Origin of the sequence: Campylobacter concisus, assembly GCF_002913545.1 — a bacterium.
In the GTDB taxonomy this organism is placed as follows: Bacteria; Campylobacterota; Campylobacteria; order Campylobacterales; family Campylobacteraceae; genus Campylobacter_A; species Campylobacter_A concisus_AV.
The window spans coordinates 127,649-146,677 of the sequence record NZ_PPBR01000120.1 but is presented as its reverse complement, the minus strand read 5'-3'; the positions used below and the strand labels follow the sequence as shown (position 1 = coordinate 146,677).

The window sequence follows — 19,029 nt, the reverse complement described above, 5'->3', positions numbered from 1 at the left end:
GCCTATTTTACTCTTAATATTAATTTTTTCTCTTAAGGATTGATTATTATAAAGTAAAATTATTAATATGCTGGATATAAAATGCAAAATAAAAACATAAAAAACTTTGATTGCTTTTATAAAAGATATATATTTTAAAATTTATTTTTAGAATATTTTTGCAATATGACGCATCTACTACACTTTTAATTTACCTAAAAGGGAGAAAATGAAGAGATATTTAGCCGAGTTTTTTGGCACATTTTGGTTAGTTTTTGGAGGTTGCGGTAGCGCGATATTTGCAGCAGCTTTTCCAGAGCTTGGTATTGGATTTGTAGGTGTTGCGTTTGCTTTTGGTCTTACAGTTCTTACGATGGCTTACGCAGTTGGTCACATCAGTGGCGGACACTTCAACCCTGCTGTCTTAGTTGGCTTGCTAGTTGGCGGAAGATTTGACAAAAAAGACTTCGTGCCTTACGTCATCGCACAAGTTATCGGAGCGACTGCAGCTGCTGCTGTGCTATATCTTATCGCTTCAGGCAAGGCTGGATTTGACGCGGTTGCAAGCGGTTTTGCTAGCAACGGATACGGAGAGCACTCACCAAATGGTTACAATCTAGTCTCAGCGCTAGTTGCAGAGATAGTTCTAACTGCGTTTTTCCTTATCATCATCCTAGGTGCGACTGATGAGCGTGCTCCAAAGGGCTTTGCACCGATCACTATTGGCCTTGGCTTGACACTTATCCACCTTATCTCGATACCTATCACAAACACATCGGTTAATCCAGCTCGCTCAACTGGCGTTGCGATATTTCAAGGCACTTGGGCACTAGAACAGCTTTGGCTTTTCTGGGTTGCGCCTATCATTGGAGCGATCATTGGAGCTATTATTTATAGGATTTTAGGCTGCACATGCGGCTGCAAAAGCACAAAATAATCAAATTTTATACTTCAAGAGGTGATCTTCGCCCTTTCTACTCTTTCAAATTTAAATAAGTAAAAAGAAATTTATAAGATATTTTGGGGATCATCTAAGAAATTTAATTCTTAGATGAAAAGAGGATTTAGGCCTTTTTTGTCATAGCCCTAATAGGTATAACAAATATCGCTGCAACTAGGTAAAAAACGATACCAAAGACAGCTGCCATCATAAATATCTCGCCGATATCATAAAAGCTTGACTCAAGCCTAATAGTATCCACGTAATTTATCGCAAACCATAATGCTACGCCAAGAGCGATAGCAAAAACAAAAAATCCCCAAGAAAATAAGAAATTTAAAATCTTAGTCATCAACTTTTCTCCTTTTTGAGTTTATTTATCTACCTTAAATCCGCCGCCAAGTGCTCTATAAACTTCGACTGCGCTATCTACTTCATCAAGCTTTGCAGAGACATCTTGAAGCTTTGCTTGAAGCAAATTTCTCTCCGCATCAAGAAGTTCTAAGTGACCGATATAGCCAGCATTATATTGATCTTTAGCAAGCGAATAAATTTTTTGCTGCGATTGTAGCAAATTTTTTACCTGATCCAAAGAGAGCTTCGCGTTTTGCCTTGAGATAAGGGCATCTCTAACCTCGCCAAGGGCCGATCTAACAGTCGCTTCGTAAGTGATAGCTGCGATTTGCTCATTTGTCTCAGCAACGCGGACATTATTTTTTGTCCTACCAAAATCAAAAATTTTCTGTGTTAAATTTGCCCCCAAGCTCCAAACGCTTGCGCTGCCCATAAAGATTCTATCAAACTCATCACTTGCAAAGCCAAAAAGACCTGTAAGGGATAGCGTTGGGAAATATTGAGCGCGCGCTACGCCAACAAGGGCATTTGTAGCTTTTAGATCAGCTAGCGCCTTTGCCACGTCGCTTCTTCTAAGCAAGACATCTGAGCTGATGCCAGCCTTTATCTCAGGTGAGCTTGGTAAATTTTGCGCACTAGCAACGGCTCCTTTTAAAATTTCATCATTGCTCTTGCCAGTTAGGATGGCTAGTGAAGTAAGTGCTTGTGACTTTGAGTTTAGCACTGAAGTTAGGCTTGTTTTTGCTCTTTCTACTTCAGCCTTACTTTGCAGGTAGGTCATCTCGTCTATACCACCAAGATCAAGCTGTGTCTTGCGAAGTGCTAACGTATCTTCGTAGGTCTTTAGTGTCTCTTTTAGCACCGCTTCTTGCATGTTTAGTGACACTAGAGCAAAGTAGCTTTTTGCCACACTTGAGCTAAGGCTTAGTCTAGCGCTATCATAGTCAAATTTGCTCGCATTTAAATTTTCATTAGCTGCAAGCACGCTATTTCTTACTCTGCCCCAGAGATCTATCTCGTAGTTAAGACCTAAATTTATCTCATAGCTTTTTGAAGTAGTTTGAGGCATGTGTGTGGCAGTTTCGGCACTATTTCTAGTTCTTGTGGCACCTGCGTTTAAATTTACCTCCGGTAGCAAGTCAGCCTCAGCAATGCCAAGACTTGCCTTTGCTTTTTGTAAATTTAAATATGCAATGCGTAAATTTGTATTTTTCTCAAGCGCGCTTTCGACTAGAGAATTTAAATTTTCATCGTGAAATTCTTTCCACCAAAGATCTCTTATGTCGCTTGTCTCGAAAGTGTATGTTGAGGTGAAATTTGTATCCACATTTGGCATATCTGGGCGAAACGAGCAACCAGCCAAAAACGCCGCTGTTATAAGTATAAACGCCTTATTTCTCATCTTTTTTTGCTCCCTTTTTCCAGTATTTTTCATTTAAATTTTCAAGCAAATAGTAAAACATAGGTACGAAAAATATCGCTATCGTTGTTGATGCGATCATACCGCCAACCACGCCAGTTCCTAGTGAGTGGCGAGATGCAGCGCCAGCGCCTGTGCTTATAATCATCGGGAAAACGCCTAGAGTAAATGCGATCGAGGTCATTACGATAGGTCTAAAGCGAAGTTTTGCCGCATTTACAGCTGAGTCAAATATGCTCTTTCCGCTCTCGCGCTCTTGCATAGCAAATTCTACGATCAAGATGGCGTTTTTGGCCGCTAGACCGATGAGTAGCAAAAGACCGATCTCAAAGTAGATGTCGTTTGTCAGCCCTCTTATCCAAACAGCCAGCAATGAGCCAAATACTGCAAATGGCACGGCTGTGATAACCGCAAGTGGGATGAGCCATCTTTCGTACTGAGCAGCAAGGATCAAAAAGACAAAGACCATACCAAAGATAAAGGCAACCGTGCCTGTTCCTTGAGAATTTACCTCTTGATACGCAGTTCCAGCCCAGCTTATAGCGTAGTCGTCGCTACTTAGCGTGTCATTTACGACCTCTTGGATCGCCCTTATCGCATCACCTGATGTGTAGCCAGGTTTTGGATCGCCCATGATCTTAGCCGCTGGAAAGAGGTTAAATCTATCAACGATATCAGGTCCGATCGATCTTGTAAGCGTCGCTACTGAATTTAATGGCACCATCTCGCCCTCATATGAGCGGACGAAAATCTTTCTTAGATCCTCAGGGTTGTTTCTAAAGTTATCGCTCGCCCTTGCGTATACGCGGTAAGATTTACCAGCAAGGTTGAAGTCATTTATGTAGTAAGAGCCAAAAGTAGCCGCTATTGTGCTAAAAATTTCACTCTCACTTACGCCAAATAGCCTTGCTTTCTCTTTATCAACTGTTATCTTAAACTGACGGTAGTTCGTCTCAAGCGTCGTTCTTACGCCAGTTAGCTCAGGTCTTGCGTTTGCTGCTGTAGTTACCTTTCTAGCGTCTGCTTCTATCTCGTTGTAGCTTTTTCCACTTTTGTTTTGTAGATACATCTCAAAGCCGCCAGTCATTGATAGACCCATGATAGGTGGCACGTTTACGACGAAGGTCATCGAGTTTTTTGATCCCCAAAGCATGCCATTAAACTGACCTACCAAAGCATCTGCACCGTCAGTTGCACCTTTTCTCTCGCTCCAGTCTTTTAGTTTGATAAAGCTAATGGCTGAGTTTTCTCTAAGTGAGCTAGCGAGCATATCATAGCCCGCAAAGCCCATGGTAAATTCGACATTTGGATTGCTCAAAATGGCGTTACTAATAGATTTTACCTCTTCTTTAGTCTTTAGCATATTTGTTGAAGGTGGAAGTGAGGTGATAACCATCAAAGCACCCTTATCTTCTGAAGGCACAAGTCCTTTTGGCACCTTTTGAAACAAGCCATACGTTGCAAATCCCATTATGCCAATGACTATAAAGCTAATAATGACGTGTTTTAAAATTTTTGCCACGCCAGCTGTAAAGAGCCTAGTGCTAAAGTCAAAGAAGTCATTAAATTTCTGAACTATCCAAAATGGCTTGTTCTCTTGCTTCTTAAGCATAACCGCACAAAGCGCTGGCGTAAGAGTAAGAGCGACAAAGCCTGAGATACAAACAGCAACGACAAGTGTTAGCGCAAACTGCTTTTGTATAACGCCAACAAAGCCCTCCATAAATGAAACTGGCACGAAAACCGCGCAAAGCACTAGCACGATAGAGATAACCGGAGTTTGCACCTCCTCCATCGCCTTAAATGTCGCGTCTTTTACGCTTATCTCTTTATCTTCATGCAAAATTCTCTCGACGTTTTCTATAACGATGATCGCGTCATCCACAACGATACCGATGGCTAGGATCAGGGCAAAAAGTGTGATCAAATTTATACTAAAGCCCATCACATAAAGCCCACCAAATGTGCCTATGATAGAGACTGGCACAGCAAGCATCGGTATGATGGTAGCTCTAAAGCTCTTTAAGAAAAAGTACATTACGATAAGAACTAGCACCATCGCTTCTATGAAAGTTTTTATGACTTCGTCTATTGAGACGGTGATAAATTCAGTTGGGTTGTAGGCTATCGTGTGCTCTAGGCCAACTGGATAGGTTTTCTTTAGCTCTTCAAGCTTTGCTTTGACCGCTTCAGCAGTTGCTAGTGCGTTTGCGTCGTTTTGTAAAAATAGCAAAAGTGGCACTGCTGGCTTGCCATTTAGCATAGCTTCAGATGCGTAGCTAGCAGCTCCAAGCTCGACTGTGGCGACCTCTTTTAGCTTGACGACGCTGCCGTTTTCACTTTTTATCAAAATTTCGCCAAATTGTTTTGGATCTTTAAAACGTCCTTCAGAAACTACTGAATAAACATAAGGATTTTCACCTTTTGATGGCTGCTCGCCGATCTTGCCAGCTGCGTATTGTGAGTTTTGAATTCTTACTTGAGAGATGACATCGCTTGGAGTTAGTTTAAACTGAGCGAGCTTGTCTGGCTTTAGCCAAATTCTCATCGAATACTCTTTGTTGCCAATTAGCACTGTATCACCGATACCATTTACCCTTTTGATCGCATCAGCGATGTTTAAATTTACGTAGTTATATAGCTCAACTAGGTTCATATTTGGATTTGTAAAGCCAACAACCTGAAGGATCGAGCCACTTCTTTCGCGCACTGTTACGCCCATGCTTTGCACCTCTTGAGGCAATCTTGAAAGGGCAGCTTGCACGCGGTTATTTACATCGATCGTAGCTTGCTTTGCTGATGAGCCGATCTTAAAATAGACGCTTATATTCATAGTACCTGCTGAGCTTGAGGTGCTTTGCATATAAAGCATATTTTCAACACCATTTATCTGATCTTCAATGGCACTTGCGACTGAGTCAGCGATAGTCTGTGCATCAGCGCCGCTATATGTCGCAGTTACAGAGACAGTAGGCGGTGTAAGACTTGGATACTCCTCTATAGGAAGCCCTTTGATACCCATAAAACCTGCTATAACTATGATGATAGATATAACAGTTGCAAATATCGGGCGGTTTATGAAAAATCTTGAAAACATCTATCTGCCTTTACTTGCTACTTGTAGCGTTTGCATCTTTGTTTAAGAAATTTGCGCTTAGGTCTTTATCAGTTTCAACTGGTGCGCCAACTCCGATTTTAAGGAAGTTATTAACTATTATCTTATCACCCTCTTCAAGACCCTCGGTCACTACGACCATATCTTTTGTTTGGTAGCTAGTTTTTACATTTTTTTGACCTACTTTGCCATCTTTTACGACCAAAACATAAGTGTTTGTAGCGCTTTGCTGAAGGGCGATTTGTGGGATGTTAAAGGCATTTTTTTGAACAAATCCGCTCATCTTTATATGACCAAACGCACCTGGCAAAATTTTACCCTCGCTATTATCAAAGCTAGCCTTTGCCAAAACGCTGCCAGTTGCGGTATTTACGACATTATCTATAAATGTCACTTTGCCAGTGAAATCTTCATTGTTTAAATTTAAGACAGCCTCGCTATTTAGTTGCTGCCAAGCGCCACTATCTAAATTTGCTTTTCTGCTTAGATTATCCACGTCTGCGATGTAAAAGTCAGCTTCAATCGGATTTATCTTAGTTAGTCTTACAAGCTGTGTTTGGCTCGCTACTACAAGTGAGCCAACATCGACTTTATTATCGCCCACTACGCCGTCAAATGGAGCCACTATGCTTGTGTATCCTAGATTTATTTTTGCACTTTTTAAATTTGCTTTTGCGCTTACTAAATTTGCATTTGCGATATCGTAAGCTGCAACGGCTGCGTCGTAGTCTTTTTGAGAGACTGCATTTTTCTTATAAAGGGCAGAAATTCTTTTAAACTCAGTCTCGGCATTTTTTAAATTTGCATTTGCAACGCCAACAGCTGCATCAAGTGAGTCGTAGCTGGCTTGATATTTCTCTGGATCTATGAGAAATAACTTCTCTCCAGCTTTTACCTTATCGCCAGGCTTAAAAAACTGCTTTATGATCGTGCCGCCAACCTTTGGATAGATGATGACATCTTGGTTACTTGTAACTGTGGCTGTGTAGTCAAAGCTAATAGGCACATCCGTCTTTTTAGCCACGAAAATATCAACATGAGATGTTGGCATCTGGCGGCCTGCAGCAGCCTTTTTGTCGCCACTTTCAAAGCAGCCAGAAAGCAAAAAAACGGCAGCTGAAAGCACAAAAAAACTCTTAAATTTCAACATAAAAACCTCTCTTAATTTTAAATTTTAATCCCAAGTTTAGTTTTGTAATTTTCATTACAAATTATAAAAGTTACTGACTATAACTAAATATAAATTAAAAGTCAATTCTACTTTTTAATGATGCCATTTAAAAATAGCTCAACACACAAAGTAACGTGCTCTTCACGATCTTTTTTGCTTAGTTTTGGCTCTTCGTTTAACATAAGAGAATCAAAGTAGCAAAGCCCGATCACACTTTGTATAAAACACTTTGTGATAAATTTGGCTGAGAATTTTGGATTTAGCTGTGATTTTACCTCATCTCTTTCAAAGAAATTTATAAGCACAAGGTCGATCTTGTTTAAAATTTGATCTAAGAATGTCCTGCCAAGTTTGCCGCCATTTTTAGAGCCCTCGCTCATCATTATCCTGCCAAGTGAGATGTGCCTTTTACTGCAAACGATAGAAAAGATGATGGTTGCAAATTTGGTTAAAAACTCCTCCAAGCTGTGAGAAATTTTAAGATCTATCCTCTCATCGACCTCTTTTATAAGCGCATCTATCTCTTGCTCGATGATCGCTTGAAAAAGCCCCTCTTTGCTCTCAAAAAATGTGTAAATGCTAGCAAGCGAGCCGCCACTTATCGCCACGATATCGCTAAGGCTTGTCTTTTCGTAGCCATTTTTTAAAAATAGCTCAAGTGCTGTTTTTACGATGAGCTCGTATCGTTTTTTGCCTTTTTCTGAGATCGCCATTTCACTTCCCGCTAAATTTTCGCCATTTTATCATCTTTTAGGATAGATAAAGGTGCTAGCTCTTTGCACGCTGATAGTTGGCTCGTCAGTGGCGTAAGCTCTTATATTTATATGTTTTAAAAGATCTTTTTCGCTTTTGTTTTCATTTTTTGATTTTAGCGTGACGATGACCTTTTGCTTTGCGCCAGCTTTTAGTGTAAAAGGCTTATTTGGACGAGAAATTTCTATGCTTTTATCATCTATCTCAAAGTAAAATTTATGATCATTGCTTTGGGTATTTTGAACCAAAAAAACGTAAGAATTTTCAACCTCACCTTGATCTAAAACCTTGTAAAGCTCGCTAGTTCTATTTATATTTAAAAGCATGCTCTCTTTTTTGCCGCTCATCAGCGCTGCAGCTACCAAAACTACGCACAAAATGACAAGATAAGCAACCGTTCTAAATCTAAAAATTTTTACCTTTTTATTTTCATTTTGAGAATTTATGCTTCTCCACTCTATAAGTGAGCTCTCGTTAAAATGCCCCATCACTTTAGCGCACGCGTCGCTACACTCAAGGCAGTTTATGCACTCAAGCTGCATGCCCTTTCTTATATCTATATGTGTCGGGCATATCCTCACGCAGGCCTCGCACCCAGTACAAAGTGCGCCTTCTTCTTTTGGCTTTTTAAATTTCTCCCAGCCATCATATATGACGCCGCCTCGTTTTTGATTGTAGATAACTTGTATCGTGTCGCTATCAAACATAACTGACTGCACCCTCGCATACGGGCAGACATAGACGCAGAAATTCTCTTTTAAAATGACCACGTCATAGACTAGCCAAGCAGCGATACTAAGCCAAAATGCAAGTAAAATTTTATGTTCGCTTGCATCATTTAGATAAGCAAAAAAATCAAGTGGTGGCACAAAATACCACATAAAATTTGCAGCGATTACAAGGGCTAAAACGCACCAAATTCCAACAGCTAACGCACGCTTAAAAATTTGACCTTGTGGCTCATTTTGTTTGTTTTGTATGTTTTTTCTGATCTTTAAAATTTTAGTTTGCAAAAGGTCACGAAATACCGCTCTAAAAATGGTCTGTGGACAGCTCCAACCGCACCAAACTCGCCCTGCAAGCGTCGTTAAGAAAAATATGCTTAAAAACAAAGTGATAAACAAAAATGGCAGCAAATATAGCTCTTGCATGTCAAATTTTGTAAAAAATAGATCAACTCTGCTCTTATCAAAGCTCAGCAAAAATAGTTGCGCGTCATTTATCCTGATAAATGGCAAAATAAATACAAATAACGTGATACAGGCGAAAAAAATGTAACGCCTCTTGGCGTAGCTAAGATGAACATCCTTTGACATGGTAAGCCTTTTTTGAAATTTTAAGATTATAAATTTTGGGTTATTAAAAAAGTATTAAATATTTTAAATTTGCCTAAAAGCTTAAATTTATGAAAGTTAAACTATACTCACGACTTATTTTAATCTGAAAGGTGGTGAGGACGTTGCCTGGTATTAAGGTACATCCTAACGAGTCATTTGACGAGGGTTACAGAAAGTTTAAAAAACAAACTGACCGTAATTTAGTCGTTACTGAAGCAAGAGCTAGACGCTTTTTTGAGCCTAAAACTGAGATCCGCAAGAAACAAAAAATTGCTGCTCGCAAGAAAATGCTTAAACGTCTTTATATGCTTAGACGCTACGAGTCAAGACTCTAAAACCAAGACAAAGAGGGCTTTGCTCTCTTTGTTTAACTCTTCTTTTAGCCTTATTTTTTTATAATCAAAGCAATTTTTTTATTTTATTTTAAACGGAAATCCGATGCAAAAGCTAGCTGTAAATGAAGCTGCAGAAATTTTAGGCATAACAAAAGAAGCAGTCTATAATAGAATTCGCCGAGGCTCGTTAAAAACGGTCATTGAAAATGGCACTAAATTTGTCATCCTTGACGAGGAGCCAGGTAGCGAAAAACCCACAAAAACCGCCCCAAAAAGCACAAAACCTAAATCCCAAAACGACGAGTTTGTAAGTTACTTGCTAAATGAGCTAAATGAGCTAAAGAGCTTAAATTTAAATTTGCAAGCCGATAAAGATAGGCTTTTTAAAGAAAAAGAGCAGATGCTCATCGAACGCAAAAATGAAATTTTGCAAATTTACAAGGACAGAGACGAGAAGCTCATGCAGTTTCTAAATGCTATGCAAAGGCCACTTTTAGCACCTAAAAACGAAAGTGCCGCAAGCGAAGTGGCGATAGATGCGCAGATAGAGGACGAGTCAAAATGGATAAATTTAAGCGAATATCTAAAGGAGTTAAATTTAAAGCCAAAAGCGACAAAAAAGATCAGTGAAAAGATAATAAAAGCGATACATCACTCCAAATTTATAAAATTTAAACGAGGCGTGATACTTGTTAGAAGACATAAAAATTTAAAAGAGTTGATAGGAGAGATATGAAACACATTAAAAAGATAGCAACTTATGCTGCGGTTGGGGGATTTGGTGCCATTATCATGGCTGGACTTGCTGGTTGTGGAAGCGACGATGGCGGTAATGAAAACGCACTAAACGAAGTTGCGCAAAAAAACGGCGCCTTTGTCATCATCGAGGAGAGCGCACCTGGCGTTTATAAAATCTTAGAAGAGTACCCAAGCACCGAAACTAGGGTTGTGCTAAAAGATATGAACGGCACTGAGCGCGTGCTAAGCAAAGACGAGATCGATAAGCTTCTAGCGCAAGCAAATGCAAAGATCGACAATAATACTTCAAATTTGACAAGAACTAGTGACGCACAGCTAAGTAGCGGCGGGCTAAGCCTTGGCGAGACGATCCTTGCCTCAGCAGCTGGCGCGATACTTGGTAGTTGGATAGGCAGTAAGCTCTTTGGTAACCAAAATTTCCAAGCAAACCGCCAAAGCACATATAAAAATCCAAGTGCCTACACAAGAAGTGTGGATAGCTTTAATAAGCAAAAAGCGGCAAATTCTGCTGCAAGAAGCAGTGGCGGTAAGAGCGGATTTTTCGGTGGTGGCTCAAAATCAGGCTCTAGCTCATCAAGCTTTGGAGGCTGAAAATGATAAATTTAAGAAAAATCACCCCATTAAACAACGAATTTATGGAGAAAATCGGCTTTGCATGGCATACAGATAACGACAACAGCTCGTATATCGCTGATGAGATCGTGCAAGTAAGCGAAAAAGAGGCAAATACCTACTACGAGGCGGCAAACGAGCTATATGATATGTATGTAAATGCCGCTCAACACGTGATCGACAACAACCTTTTTCACGAGATAGGCATACCATTTAACCTTGTTGATATCATTAAAAATAGCTGGGAAAATGACGTTCATTGGCACCTTTACGGCAGGTTTGACCTAGCTGGCGGGCTTGATGGTAAGCCTATAAAGCTCATTGAATTTAACGCTGACACGCCAACGGCAGTTTTTGAGACGGCGATCATCCAGTGGGCTATGCTAAAGCTAAATCATATGGATGAAGCTGCCCAGTTTAACGACCTTTACGAGTCGCTAAAGCAAAATTTCAAACGCCTCATCACGCTTGGCGACGAGGATGCGGACTTTGACGAGCTTTACGAGGAGTGGGGGATACTCTTTAGCAGTATCGCAGGCAGTATCGAGGATGAGCAGACTGTAAAACTATTGCAATACATCGCAAAAGAGGCTGGCTTTAAAACAGACTTTGCCTACGTAGATGAGGTTGTTTTTGACGATAATGAGGGCATTTTTAAAAATGATGAAAATTTCGAGTATTGGTTCAAGCTGGTCCCTTGGGAGAGCATAGCTATCGATGAGGGCGAGCTGGCTCTGATACTTTCAAACATTGTAAAAAATCAAAAAGCTATCATCATAAATCCAGCCTATACGCTGCTTTTCCAAAGCAAAGGGATATTAAAAATCCTTTGGGATCTTTATCCTAATCACCCGCTCTTGCTTGAAACCTCAAATGAGCCGCTAAAAGGCAAAAAATATGTGAAAAAGCCGGTATTTGGCAGAGAAGGTGCAAACGTCTCGATATACGATGAAAACGGCGCACAAATAGCAAGCAATGACGGCGAATACGACTCAAACAAAGCCATCTATCAAGAATTTTACGAGTTTAACCAAGATGAGAGGGGCGAGAGCTACCAAGCAGGGGTGTTTTACGCTTATGAAGCGTGCGCGCTTGGATATAGAAAGGGCGGCAAAATTTTAGATAACTACTCTAAATTTGTAGGACATTTTATTAAGGACTAAAGATGAAGATCGTTTGTTTAGACGCGGCAACGCTTGGAGAAAACGTTAATCTTAGTGTTTTTAAAAAATTTGGCGAGTTTATAAGCTACCAAAAAACCAAAAGCGATGAGGTCGTGCCCCGTCTAAAGGGCGTTGATATCGTCATCACAAACAAGGTCATCATCGACAAAGCCGTGATGGACGCGACAAATTTAAAGCTTATCTGCATAAGCGCAACTGGGATGAATAATGTCGATCTTGAGTACGCAAAAGCTAAAAACATAGCCGTTAAAAACGTCGCTGGCTACTCAACCACAAGCGTCGTGCAGCACACATTTGCCTTGCTTTTTGAGCTAACAAACCGCATCAAATTTTACGATCACTACGTAAAAAGTGGCGAGTGGGTGAAGAGTGAAATTTTCACCTATCTTGGCGCAGATATCAGCGAGATCGCTGGCAAAGAGTTTGGCATCATCGGACTTGGCGAGATAGGACGCGGAGTGGCAGCAGCAGCACGTGCATTTGGTGCAAACGTGAGCTACTACTCGACAAGCGGAGCAAATAAAAATAGCGAATTTGCGCAAAAAAGCTTAGACGAGCTACTAAGAAGCAGCGACATCATCAGCATCCACGCACCGCTAAATGAAAAGACTAGAAATTTACTGGGCACAAACGAGATAAATTTGCTAAAAGATGATGCGATAGTGCTAAATTTAGGGCGTGGCGGCATAGTGGATGAAGCAGCGATGGCAAGGGCGATAGATGAGAGAAATTTACGCTTTGGCACCGACGTTTTAGAAAGCGAACCAATGAGCGAAAATAGCCCATTTTTAAATGTAAAAAACAAAGAAAATTTACTCATCACGCCGCACGTAGCATGGGGCAGCTTGGAGGCTAGAAAACGGCTGATCTCACTCATGGTTAAAAATATAGAAGAATTTATAAAAGGATAGAAAATGGCAAGCGAACATAGCTTTGATATAAGCGCTGAAGTCGATATGATGGAGGTTAAAAATGCTCTTGAAACGGCTAAAAAAGAGATCGCGGCGAGGTATGACTTTAAGGGGCTTGCGGCTGAAGTTGAGCTAAATGAAAAGGAGAAATTTATCACGCTTCTTAGCTCAAGTGACAACAAGATCGACGCGCTAAAAGATATCGTGATCTCAAAGCTCATCAAGCGCAACATCCCACCAGTGGCGATCACAGAGACAAAAAGAGAGCCAGCAAGTGGGGGAAATTTAAAGGCGACGCTAAAGCTAAACGATACGCTTGATAGTGAAAACTCAAAAAAGATCACCAAAGCGATTAAGGACTCAAAGATCAAAGTAAGCGCGCAGATCAGGGGCGAAGAGATCAGAGTAACAAGCAAAAGCATAGATGATCTGCAGGAGTGTATAAAGCTTGTTAGGGGGTTAAATTTAGAGCTTCCGATAAGCTTTAAAAACCTAAAATAATGGCTTCTCGCGAGCGCCTTTAAATGGGCTAGAAAAATTCTCGCTCCGCAGGCTATATCGCATATTTTCGCTTTATTATGCGTCGTTGATTTAAATTTTTGCTCGGTCATTACTAACTCGGTAACTCCCATCACAAAAATTTAAATCGCCTCGCCTAATTTTGCGAAATAAATGTGCGAATTTTGTATTTAAAATCTCACAGGATTTTGGGCTAAATTTGCGAAATTTCGCATGATTTTGTATCTGAAATTTGGCGTATTCGTGGATGAAATTTCGCCTTATCGTTTTATTTAAATTTGATCTATCTAAATTCTAAAAAGGAGTAAAAAATGGGCTTTTTTGAGAAAATACTTGGTAAGCAAATAGACCTTGGCGAGCAGATGCCGATCTATTTTGTAAGTAGCGACGAAGACTACATGCAGTGCGCATTTGAGCAAGCTCGTGAGAGCTTTAAGTATTTTTGGCGTGAGCTTTACTGGGAGCGCCGTAGGATCGTACCTATGCTTGATTATGCGATGGTAAAAATTTGTTTTTTAGATGTCATAAATGGCGAAGAAGTTGGCGAGCACATGTGGGTAAATGACGTTGAATTTGACGGCGAGACGATATATGGCACGCTCGTAAATGAGCCAGATAGCGTGCAAAACGTCAAAGTTGGCGATCAAATAAGTGCAAAATTTACCGATATGAGCGACTGGTTTTTTGCGATAGACGGACGTGCTTATGGTGGCTTTAGCGTGCAGGCGATGCGCTCACGCATGCAAAAAGATGAGCTAGCCGAGCATGATGCGGCTTGGGGGCTTGATTTTGGCGATTATAACGACATTTTGGTAGTTTTCGAGCAAAAAGAGCATCCAGAAAATTTGATAGAGCATCCGATGAGCAAAAATATGCGCGGCCAGGTGGAGCAGTATATAAAAGCGCATCCAAGTATGGTCGCAGACACTGACGAGCTTGGCTTTACACAGCTTCACCACGAGGCACTTGCTGGGAATTTAACGATCGTAAATCTCTTGCTAGAAAATGGCGCTAGCAAAAACGCCCGCACAAAAAGTGGCAAAACCGCAGCTGAACTTGCTAAGCAAATAGGCTGGAGCGAAATCGCAAAGGTCCTTAAATAGCATTTCGTGTAAATTTTTAGGATTTAAATTTGAGCTATCAAGACATTTTAAGTGAAAAAGATGAGAGCGTAAAAGAGGCTAGTAAATTTATAAATTTCATTAAGGCTAGGTTTTTAAACTCTCATATCATAGGCAGCAAACAAGGTAGGCTAATAGCGCTTTTAGAAAGCGAATGCGAGCTGTATTTAAAGCTAAATAGGACAAATTATGCTGAAATTTCAAAGGAGCTTAGCGAGCTAAAAGAGCGAATTTGCTTCGTGATCTTAGACATAAAAGATGAGATCGCAAAGGATTTTGAAGACAAAAACTATGAAATTTATAAAGGCGCAGCAAATAGCGATGAGGAGGGCCTTGAAAAGATAAAAAATGAGCTGCTTTTTAATTCGTATTTTGAGAGCCGTCTTGGCGAGCACTCGGCAAATTTAAAGGCAAATTTCATAAAAGAGTGCGCTACAAATTTCTTTAAGCACTCAAATTTCATCGTCCCAGTTGTCAGCATGCTTTGCTACTTTTTGTATTTTGGCTTTGTGATCGGCTATTTTCCGAGTTTAGATAGCTCAGAGATGATATTTACAGGCATCTTGCTATTTTGCGCGACCGCGATCGTGACGGCTTTTGAGATCGCTATCTTGGTCTTTGTCTCCTATCTTTACCAAAATGACGATAAAAAATATAAATTTAAAAAGCCGAAATTTCTATTTTTTTATAGCTCAAATTTCATCTATTTTTTAACGCTCATCTCATTTGCCATTTTAGCCTTTGCAGCATTCAAGCTAAACTACAGCAAAAGCGCTATTTTATCGCTACTTTTGCTCTCTTATGCTGGGGTAAATTTGGCAGTTTTCTTTAAAGATAGATCAAATTTCATCATCTATCTTTTATCGATTATCATGCTTTTGCTCTTTATCATTTTGGTTGTCGTCTTAAAAGATGGCGGATTTTTGGCACTTTGGATACTCTTTTGCTCGCTTATGCTTTCTTTTGTGCTAGGCGTTGCGAGCATCAAAGAGACAAAGGACTTTTCATTTGTTTTTTACGCTGCGCTTTCGCTTATGATCGTTTCAAACTCGCTTTTGTTTATCAAATACACAGCAAAAACCTTTAACATAGGCGATGTGGATTATAAATTTTTACTTGTAGATAAAAGTGCGTTAAAAGCGCTACCAAGCTCACTTTGCGAGACAAAAGGCAAAGAGCAAACGCCTTGCGAGATAGATGAAAAGGCGGTTAAAATTTATGATGTGAAGTCGCTTTGCAATATCGGTAAATTTTACTACTTGCAGACAAAAGACGGAGTGAAATTTGAGCTTGACTCAAGCAAGGTCATCTCAAGGGTAAAAGAGTAAGTAGGCTAAGCTTAAATTTATAGAGCAAAAGCGAGCTAGATATGTAAAAATCGCAGGTTTGTAAAAATAGAAAATTTAAAAAATGATTGCATTTTTTACTCAAAATTTACGTTAATGCAAGGCTAAATTTATTAAAATTTGGCTATCCTAATGGACTAAATTAAAACTAACTTATTTAAGGCGATTAATTATGATTTTTAAAAATATTGTTGAGAGTTTTGCTGTAAATTACGCTCATAATTCTATACAAAAATCGCTATACAACGAATTTAACATAGACATTTTAAACACGACTTACACCAAAACTCCAAAAAAAGACAAAAAATATATGCTCTACGCTCACGTGCCATTTTGTCACACATTTTGCCCGTATTGCTCGTTTCACAAGTACCACTACGAGCAGGAGCTTGCGAAAATTTACTTTGAAAATTTACGCGAGGAGATGAGGCAGGTAAAAGAGGTTGGCTTTGACTTTACATCGCTTTATGTGGGCGGTGGCACGACGCTTATAAACGAGCCAGAGCTTGAAAAAACGCTAAAACTCGCAAAAGATCTCTTTAGCATAGAGGACGTCTCAGCAGAGAGCGACCCAAATCACATCTCACCAGAGAGCCTAAGCCGTTTTGATGGGCTCATCAACCGCTTAAGCGTAGGCGTGCAAAGCTTTGATGATGAGACGTTAAAAAGGGTTGGCAGATATGAGAAATTTGGCTCAGCCAAAGAGACAAAAAGAAAGCTCGAGCTGGCTATCGGCAAGATACCAGTCATCAGCTTAGATCTCATCTTTAACCTGCCAAATCAAACAAAAGAGCAGCTAATAAACGACATAAATACTGCAAAATCGATCTCCCCACAGCAAATCACCTTCTATCCGCTCATGAAATCAGAGCTAACAAGAGAGAACATCGCTCGCGCACTAGGCGTCTCAAACGTCGATAATGAACGCGAATTTTACGAGATCATCGTGAGTGAATTTGCTAAGGGCGGATATAGGCAAAGCAACGCTTGGGCGTTTTCAAATGAAAAAAGCGCAGACCTTCGCGACGAATATGTAGGCTCAAATTTAGAGTATGTGGGTGTTGGAAGTGGGGCGTTTAGCTTCTTAAACGGCGAGCTTGTGATAAATGCCTTTAACCTACTTGACTACGGCAGAAAGGTCAAAGATAGACAAAGCCCAGTCATCGCAAAATGCGCATTTAGCAAAAAAGAGAGACTAAAATATACATTTTTAACAAGGCTTTTTGACGGTGCTGTGGATATCAAAGCCTACAACGAGCAAAACGGGGCAAACATCAACAAAGACCTATTTATCGAGCTTAGCTTGCTAAAACTTGTAAATGCGATCTACGAAGAAAATGGCGTTATCAAGCCAACATTTTTTGGCAAATACATCTGCGTCGTGCTTATGCGCGACTTCTACGCTGGCATGGACAAGGTGCGCGCGATATTTAAGGATGACGCGAAGATCAAACGCAGCAAAGTGCTTCACATCATGAGCGAAGATACCGAGCAAAAATTTGATCAAAACATCATCCAGCCACGTGCTGCCATGTAATGCTTGCGAATTTAATAAAAAGCAATCTTTTTTCAATAATCAAAATAGTGATCCTGACGCTTGCCTTTAGCGGGCTTGGCGTCTGGACGCTCTCTTTTATAAACAACGAACTTGTAAATTTAAAAGAATTTGACGCCTTTGTGGCGGTTAAATTTATAGCGGTTTTGCTCCTCTTTTTTCTAAGCGCCATCGCCGCAAACATCTCGCTCACAAATTTTGGACATAAATTTATCTATGAGCTTAGATATCAAAGCGTAAAGCAAATTTTAGACACGCCAAATAGCGTGATAAACGAGATCGGCAAGGCAAAGATCATAGCTAGTCTAAACAACGACATAAAAACGATCACATTTGCCTTTATGAGCGCTACTGGCTTCATACAAAGCCTAGTTTTCATCATCTGCGCGAGCATCTATCTTTGCGTGATCGCGCCAAAAGTTTTTATATTTCTAGCCGTTTGGATCGGTGCGACACTTTTTATAAACACGCTTTTTATGAAGAAAATTCACTTCTATTTTAAAGACTCAAGGACGCAAGATGACGCGCTGCAAAGACACTACGACGACATCGTTGAGGGGCACAGAGAGCTTAGTCTAAACAGAGCAAGAGCGCAAATTTGCTTTGATGAGCTAAATTTGACAGGCGATAAGAAGCGCCAAAGCATGGTAAAAGCTGACGTATTTCACGCACTAAGTGATAATTTCACAAACGTGATGCTGCTTGGCTCAGTCGGACTTTGCGTATTTTTGTGCGTGGCATTTGGCTGGGCGAGCCTGCAAACAGCACTTAGTATAAGCCTAACGATACTATTTTTAAGAGGCTCATTTATGAGCATGGTTGGCTCCATACCAGCCGCACTTAGCGCAAAGGTGAGCTTAGAGAAGATCATGAGTTTAAATTTAAATGAATTTAAAGAAGGCTTTAAATTTGATGATAGTCTAAGCGATGAGTGGCAAAGTATCAGGCTAAAGGATCTGAATTTCAACTACGACCACGGCAAATTTAGCCTAAATGATGTAAATTTAGAGATCAAACGCGGCGAGATAACATTTATCATAGGTAAAAATGGCAGCGGCAAAAGCACGCTTATAAATTTGCTTTGCGGACTTATCCGCCCAAGTAGCGGCGAAATTTACCTTGATAGCACAAAGATAGATGATGCAAATTTACAAAGCTATCAAGCCAAAATAAGCGCTATTTTTGCTGATTTTTATCTATTTTCGCAAACACTCTCTCGTAATGGCTTTGCTAGCCAAAGCGATATAGAGGGACTCTTGGCTCTGCTTGAGATCGATAAAAAGGTAAGTGTCGTTGATAATAAGCTTAGCACCACGCAGCTCTCAACCGGTCAGAGAAAGCGCCTAAGCCTGCTAATAGCCATCTTAGAGCGCCGCTCTATCCTTATCCTTGATGAGTGGGCGGCCGATCAAGACCCATTATTCAAGCGAAAATTTTACAAAGAAATTTTGCCGTTTTTGCAAAGCAAGGGTGTGAGTGTCATCGCTGTAAGCCACGACGATAGCTACTTTGACGTGGCAACTAGGATCATTTTAGTAAAAGATGGCTTTGTGCGCGAGCTTGATGAGGCTGAGCGCATAAGTGCCGCAAAAGACGCTGTGGAAAAGATAAAATAAGA

At 40.3% G+C, this 19,029-nt stretch carries 17 protein-coding genes; 11 read left to right on the top strand and 6 right to left on the bottom strand.

Annotation, left to right across the window (positions count from 1 at the left end; translation table 11 throughout):
• Positions 1 to 208 precede the first annotated feature (208 nt).
• On the top strand, positions 209 to 916 hold the full coding sequence (gene aqpZ, locus CYP05_RS08395; protein ID WP_103642604.1) for an aquaporin Z: 708 nt from the start codon (positions 209 to 211) through the stop codon (positions 914 to 916).
• 127 nt (positions 917 to 1,043) lie between these two features.
• Here aqpZ and CYP05_RS08390 read toward each other — a convergent pair whose 3' ends face one another.
• From CYP05_RS08390 to ccoG, 6 genes are all read right to left on the bottom strand, one after another.
• Positions 1,044 to 1,271 carry a hypothetical protein gene (locus tag CYP05_RS08390; RefSeq protein ID WP_009295001.1) on the bottom strand — a complete coding sequence of 76 codons (228 nt, stop codon included), beginning with the start codon at positions 1,269 to 1,271 and terminating at the stop codon, positions 1,044 to 1,046.
• A gap of 21 nt (positions 1,272 to 1,292) precedes the next feature.
• Positions 1,293 to 2,675 (bottom strand): efflux transporter outer membrane subunit, encoded by a 1,383-nt coding sequence (locus CYP05_RS08385; RefSeq protein WP_103642603.1) that lies wholly within the window; start codon positions 2,673 to 2,675, stop codon positions 1,293 to 1,295.
• Complete coding sequence (locus CYP05_RS08380; RefSeq protein ID WP_103642602.1) at positions 2,665 to 5,790, bottom strand: efflux RND transporter permease subunit; 3,126 nt, start codon at positions 5,788 to 5,790, stop codon at positions 2,665 to 2,667. The genes CYP05_RS08385 and CYP05_RS08380 overlap by 11 nt, the downstream gene beginning before the upstream one ends.
• A gap of 10 nt (positions 5,791 to 5,800) precedes the next feature.
• Positions 5,801 to 6,958: an efflux RND transporter periplasmic adaptor subunit gene (locus CYP05_RS08375; RefSeq protein ID WP_103642601.1), complete on the bottom strand. Its 1,158-nt coding sequence runs from the start codon at positions 6,956 to 6,958 to the stop codon at positions 5,801 to 5,803.
• Positions 6,959 to 7,065: 107 nt separating this feature from the next.
• Positions 7,066 to 7,692 (bottom strand): TetR/AcrR family transcriptional regulator, encoded by a 627-nt coding sequence (locus CYP05_RS08370; protein ID WP_103642600.1) that lies wholly within the window; start codon positions 7,690 to 7,692, stop codon positions 7,066 to 7,068.
• A 30-nt stretch (positions 7,693 to 7,722) separates the two neighbouring features.
• A complete protein-coding gene (gene ccoG / locus CYP05_RS08365) occupies positions 7,723 to 9,048 on the bottom strand; it encodes a cytochrome c oxidase accessory protein CcoG (protein ID WP_103642599.1) in 1,326 nt (441 codons plus the stop codon).
• Between the two features lie 143 nt (positions 9,049 to 9,191).
• Between ccoG and rpsU the strand changes: the two genes are divergently transcribed.
• The 10 genes from rpsU (at position 9,192) to CYP05_RS08315 (ending at position 19,027) form a co-directional block, all read left to right on the top strand.
• Entirely contained in the window at positions 9,192 to 9,404 is a 213-nt protein-coding gene (rpsU, locus tag CYP05_RS08360; protein ID WP_009294994.1) for a 30S ribosomal protein S21, read from the top strand.
• Between the two features lie 103 nt (positions 9,405 to 9,507).
• The gene (locus tag CYP05_RS08355; protein ID WP_103642598.1) at positions 9,508 to 10,140 is read left to right on the top strand and encodes a DNA-binding protein; all 633 of its coding nucleotides are present in this window, start codon (positions 9,508 to 9,510) and stop codon (positions 10,138 to 10,140) included.
• Entirely contained in the window at positions 10,137 to 10,754 is a 618-nt protein-coding gene (locus CYP05_RS08350) for a UPF0323 family lipoprotein (RefSeq protein ID WP_004318051.1), read from the top strand. Before CYP05_RS08355 ends, CYP05_RS08350 begins: the two co-directional genes overlap by 4 nt.
• 2 nt (positions 10,755 to 10,756) lie before the next feature.
• Entirely contained in the window at positions 10,757 to 11,938 is a 1,182-nt protein-coding gene (locus CYP05_RS08345) for a glutathionylspermidine synthase family protein (RefSeq protein ID WP_103642597.1), read from the top strand.
• A 2-nt stretch (positions 11,939 to 11,940) separates the two neighbouring features.
• Complete coding sequence (locus CYP05_RS08340; RefSeq protein WP_103642596.1) at positions 11,941 to 12,870, top strand: D-2-hydroxyacid dehydrogenase; 930 nt, start codon at positions 11,941 to 11,943, stop codon at positions 12,868 to 12,870.
• A 3-nt stretch (positions 12,871 to 12,873) separates the two neighbouring features.
• A complete protein-coding gene (locus CYP05_RS08335; protein WP_002942447.1) occupies positions 12,874 to 13,371 on the top strand; it encodes a YajQ family cyclic di-GMP-binding protein in 498 nt (165 codons plus the stop codon).
• A 329-nt stretch (positions 13,372 to 13,700) separates the two neighbouring features.
• The gene (locus tag CYP05_RS08330) at positions 13,701 to 14,492 is read left to right on the top strand and encodes a DUF2314 domain-containing protein (RefSeq protein WP_103642595.1); all 792 of its coding nucleotides are present in this window, start codon (positions 13,701 to 13,703) and stop codon (positions 14,490 to 14,492) included.
• Positions 14,493 to 14,521: 29 nt separating this feature from the next.
• Positions 14,522 to 15,838: a hypothetical protein gene (locus CYP05_RS08325; RefSeq protein WP_103642594.1), complete on the top strand. Its 1,317-nt coding sequence runs from the start codon at positions 14,522 to 14,524 to the stop codon at positions 15,836 to 15,838.
• Between the two features lie 190 nt (positions 15,839 to 16,028).
• A complete protein-coding gene (locus CYP05_RS08320; protein ID WP_103642593.1) occupies positions 16,029 to 17,393 on the top strand; it encodes a coproporphyrinogen III oxidase family protein in 1,365 nt (454 codons plus the stop codon).
• Positions 17,393 to 19,027, top strand: coding sequence for a multidrug ABC transporter permease/ATP-binding protein (locus CYP05_RS08315; RefSeq protein ID WP_103642592.1), 1,635 nt, complete (start codon positions 17,393 to 17,395; stop codon positions 19,025 to 19,027). Before CYP05_RS08320 ends, CYP05_RS08315 begins: the two co-directional genes overlap by 1 nt.
• Positions 19,028 to 19,029: the final 2 nt, after the last annotated feature.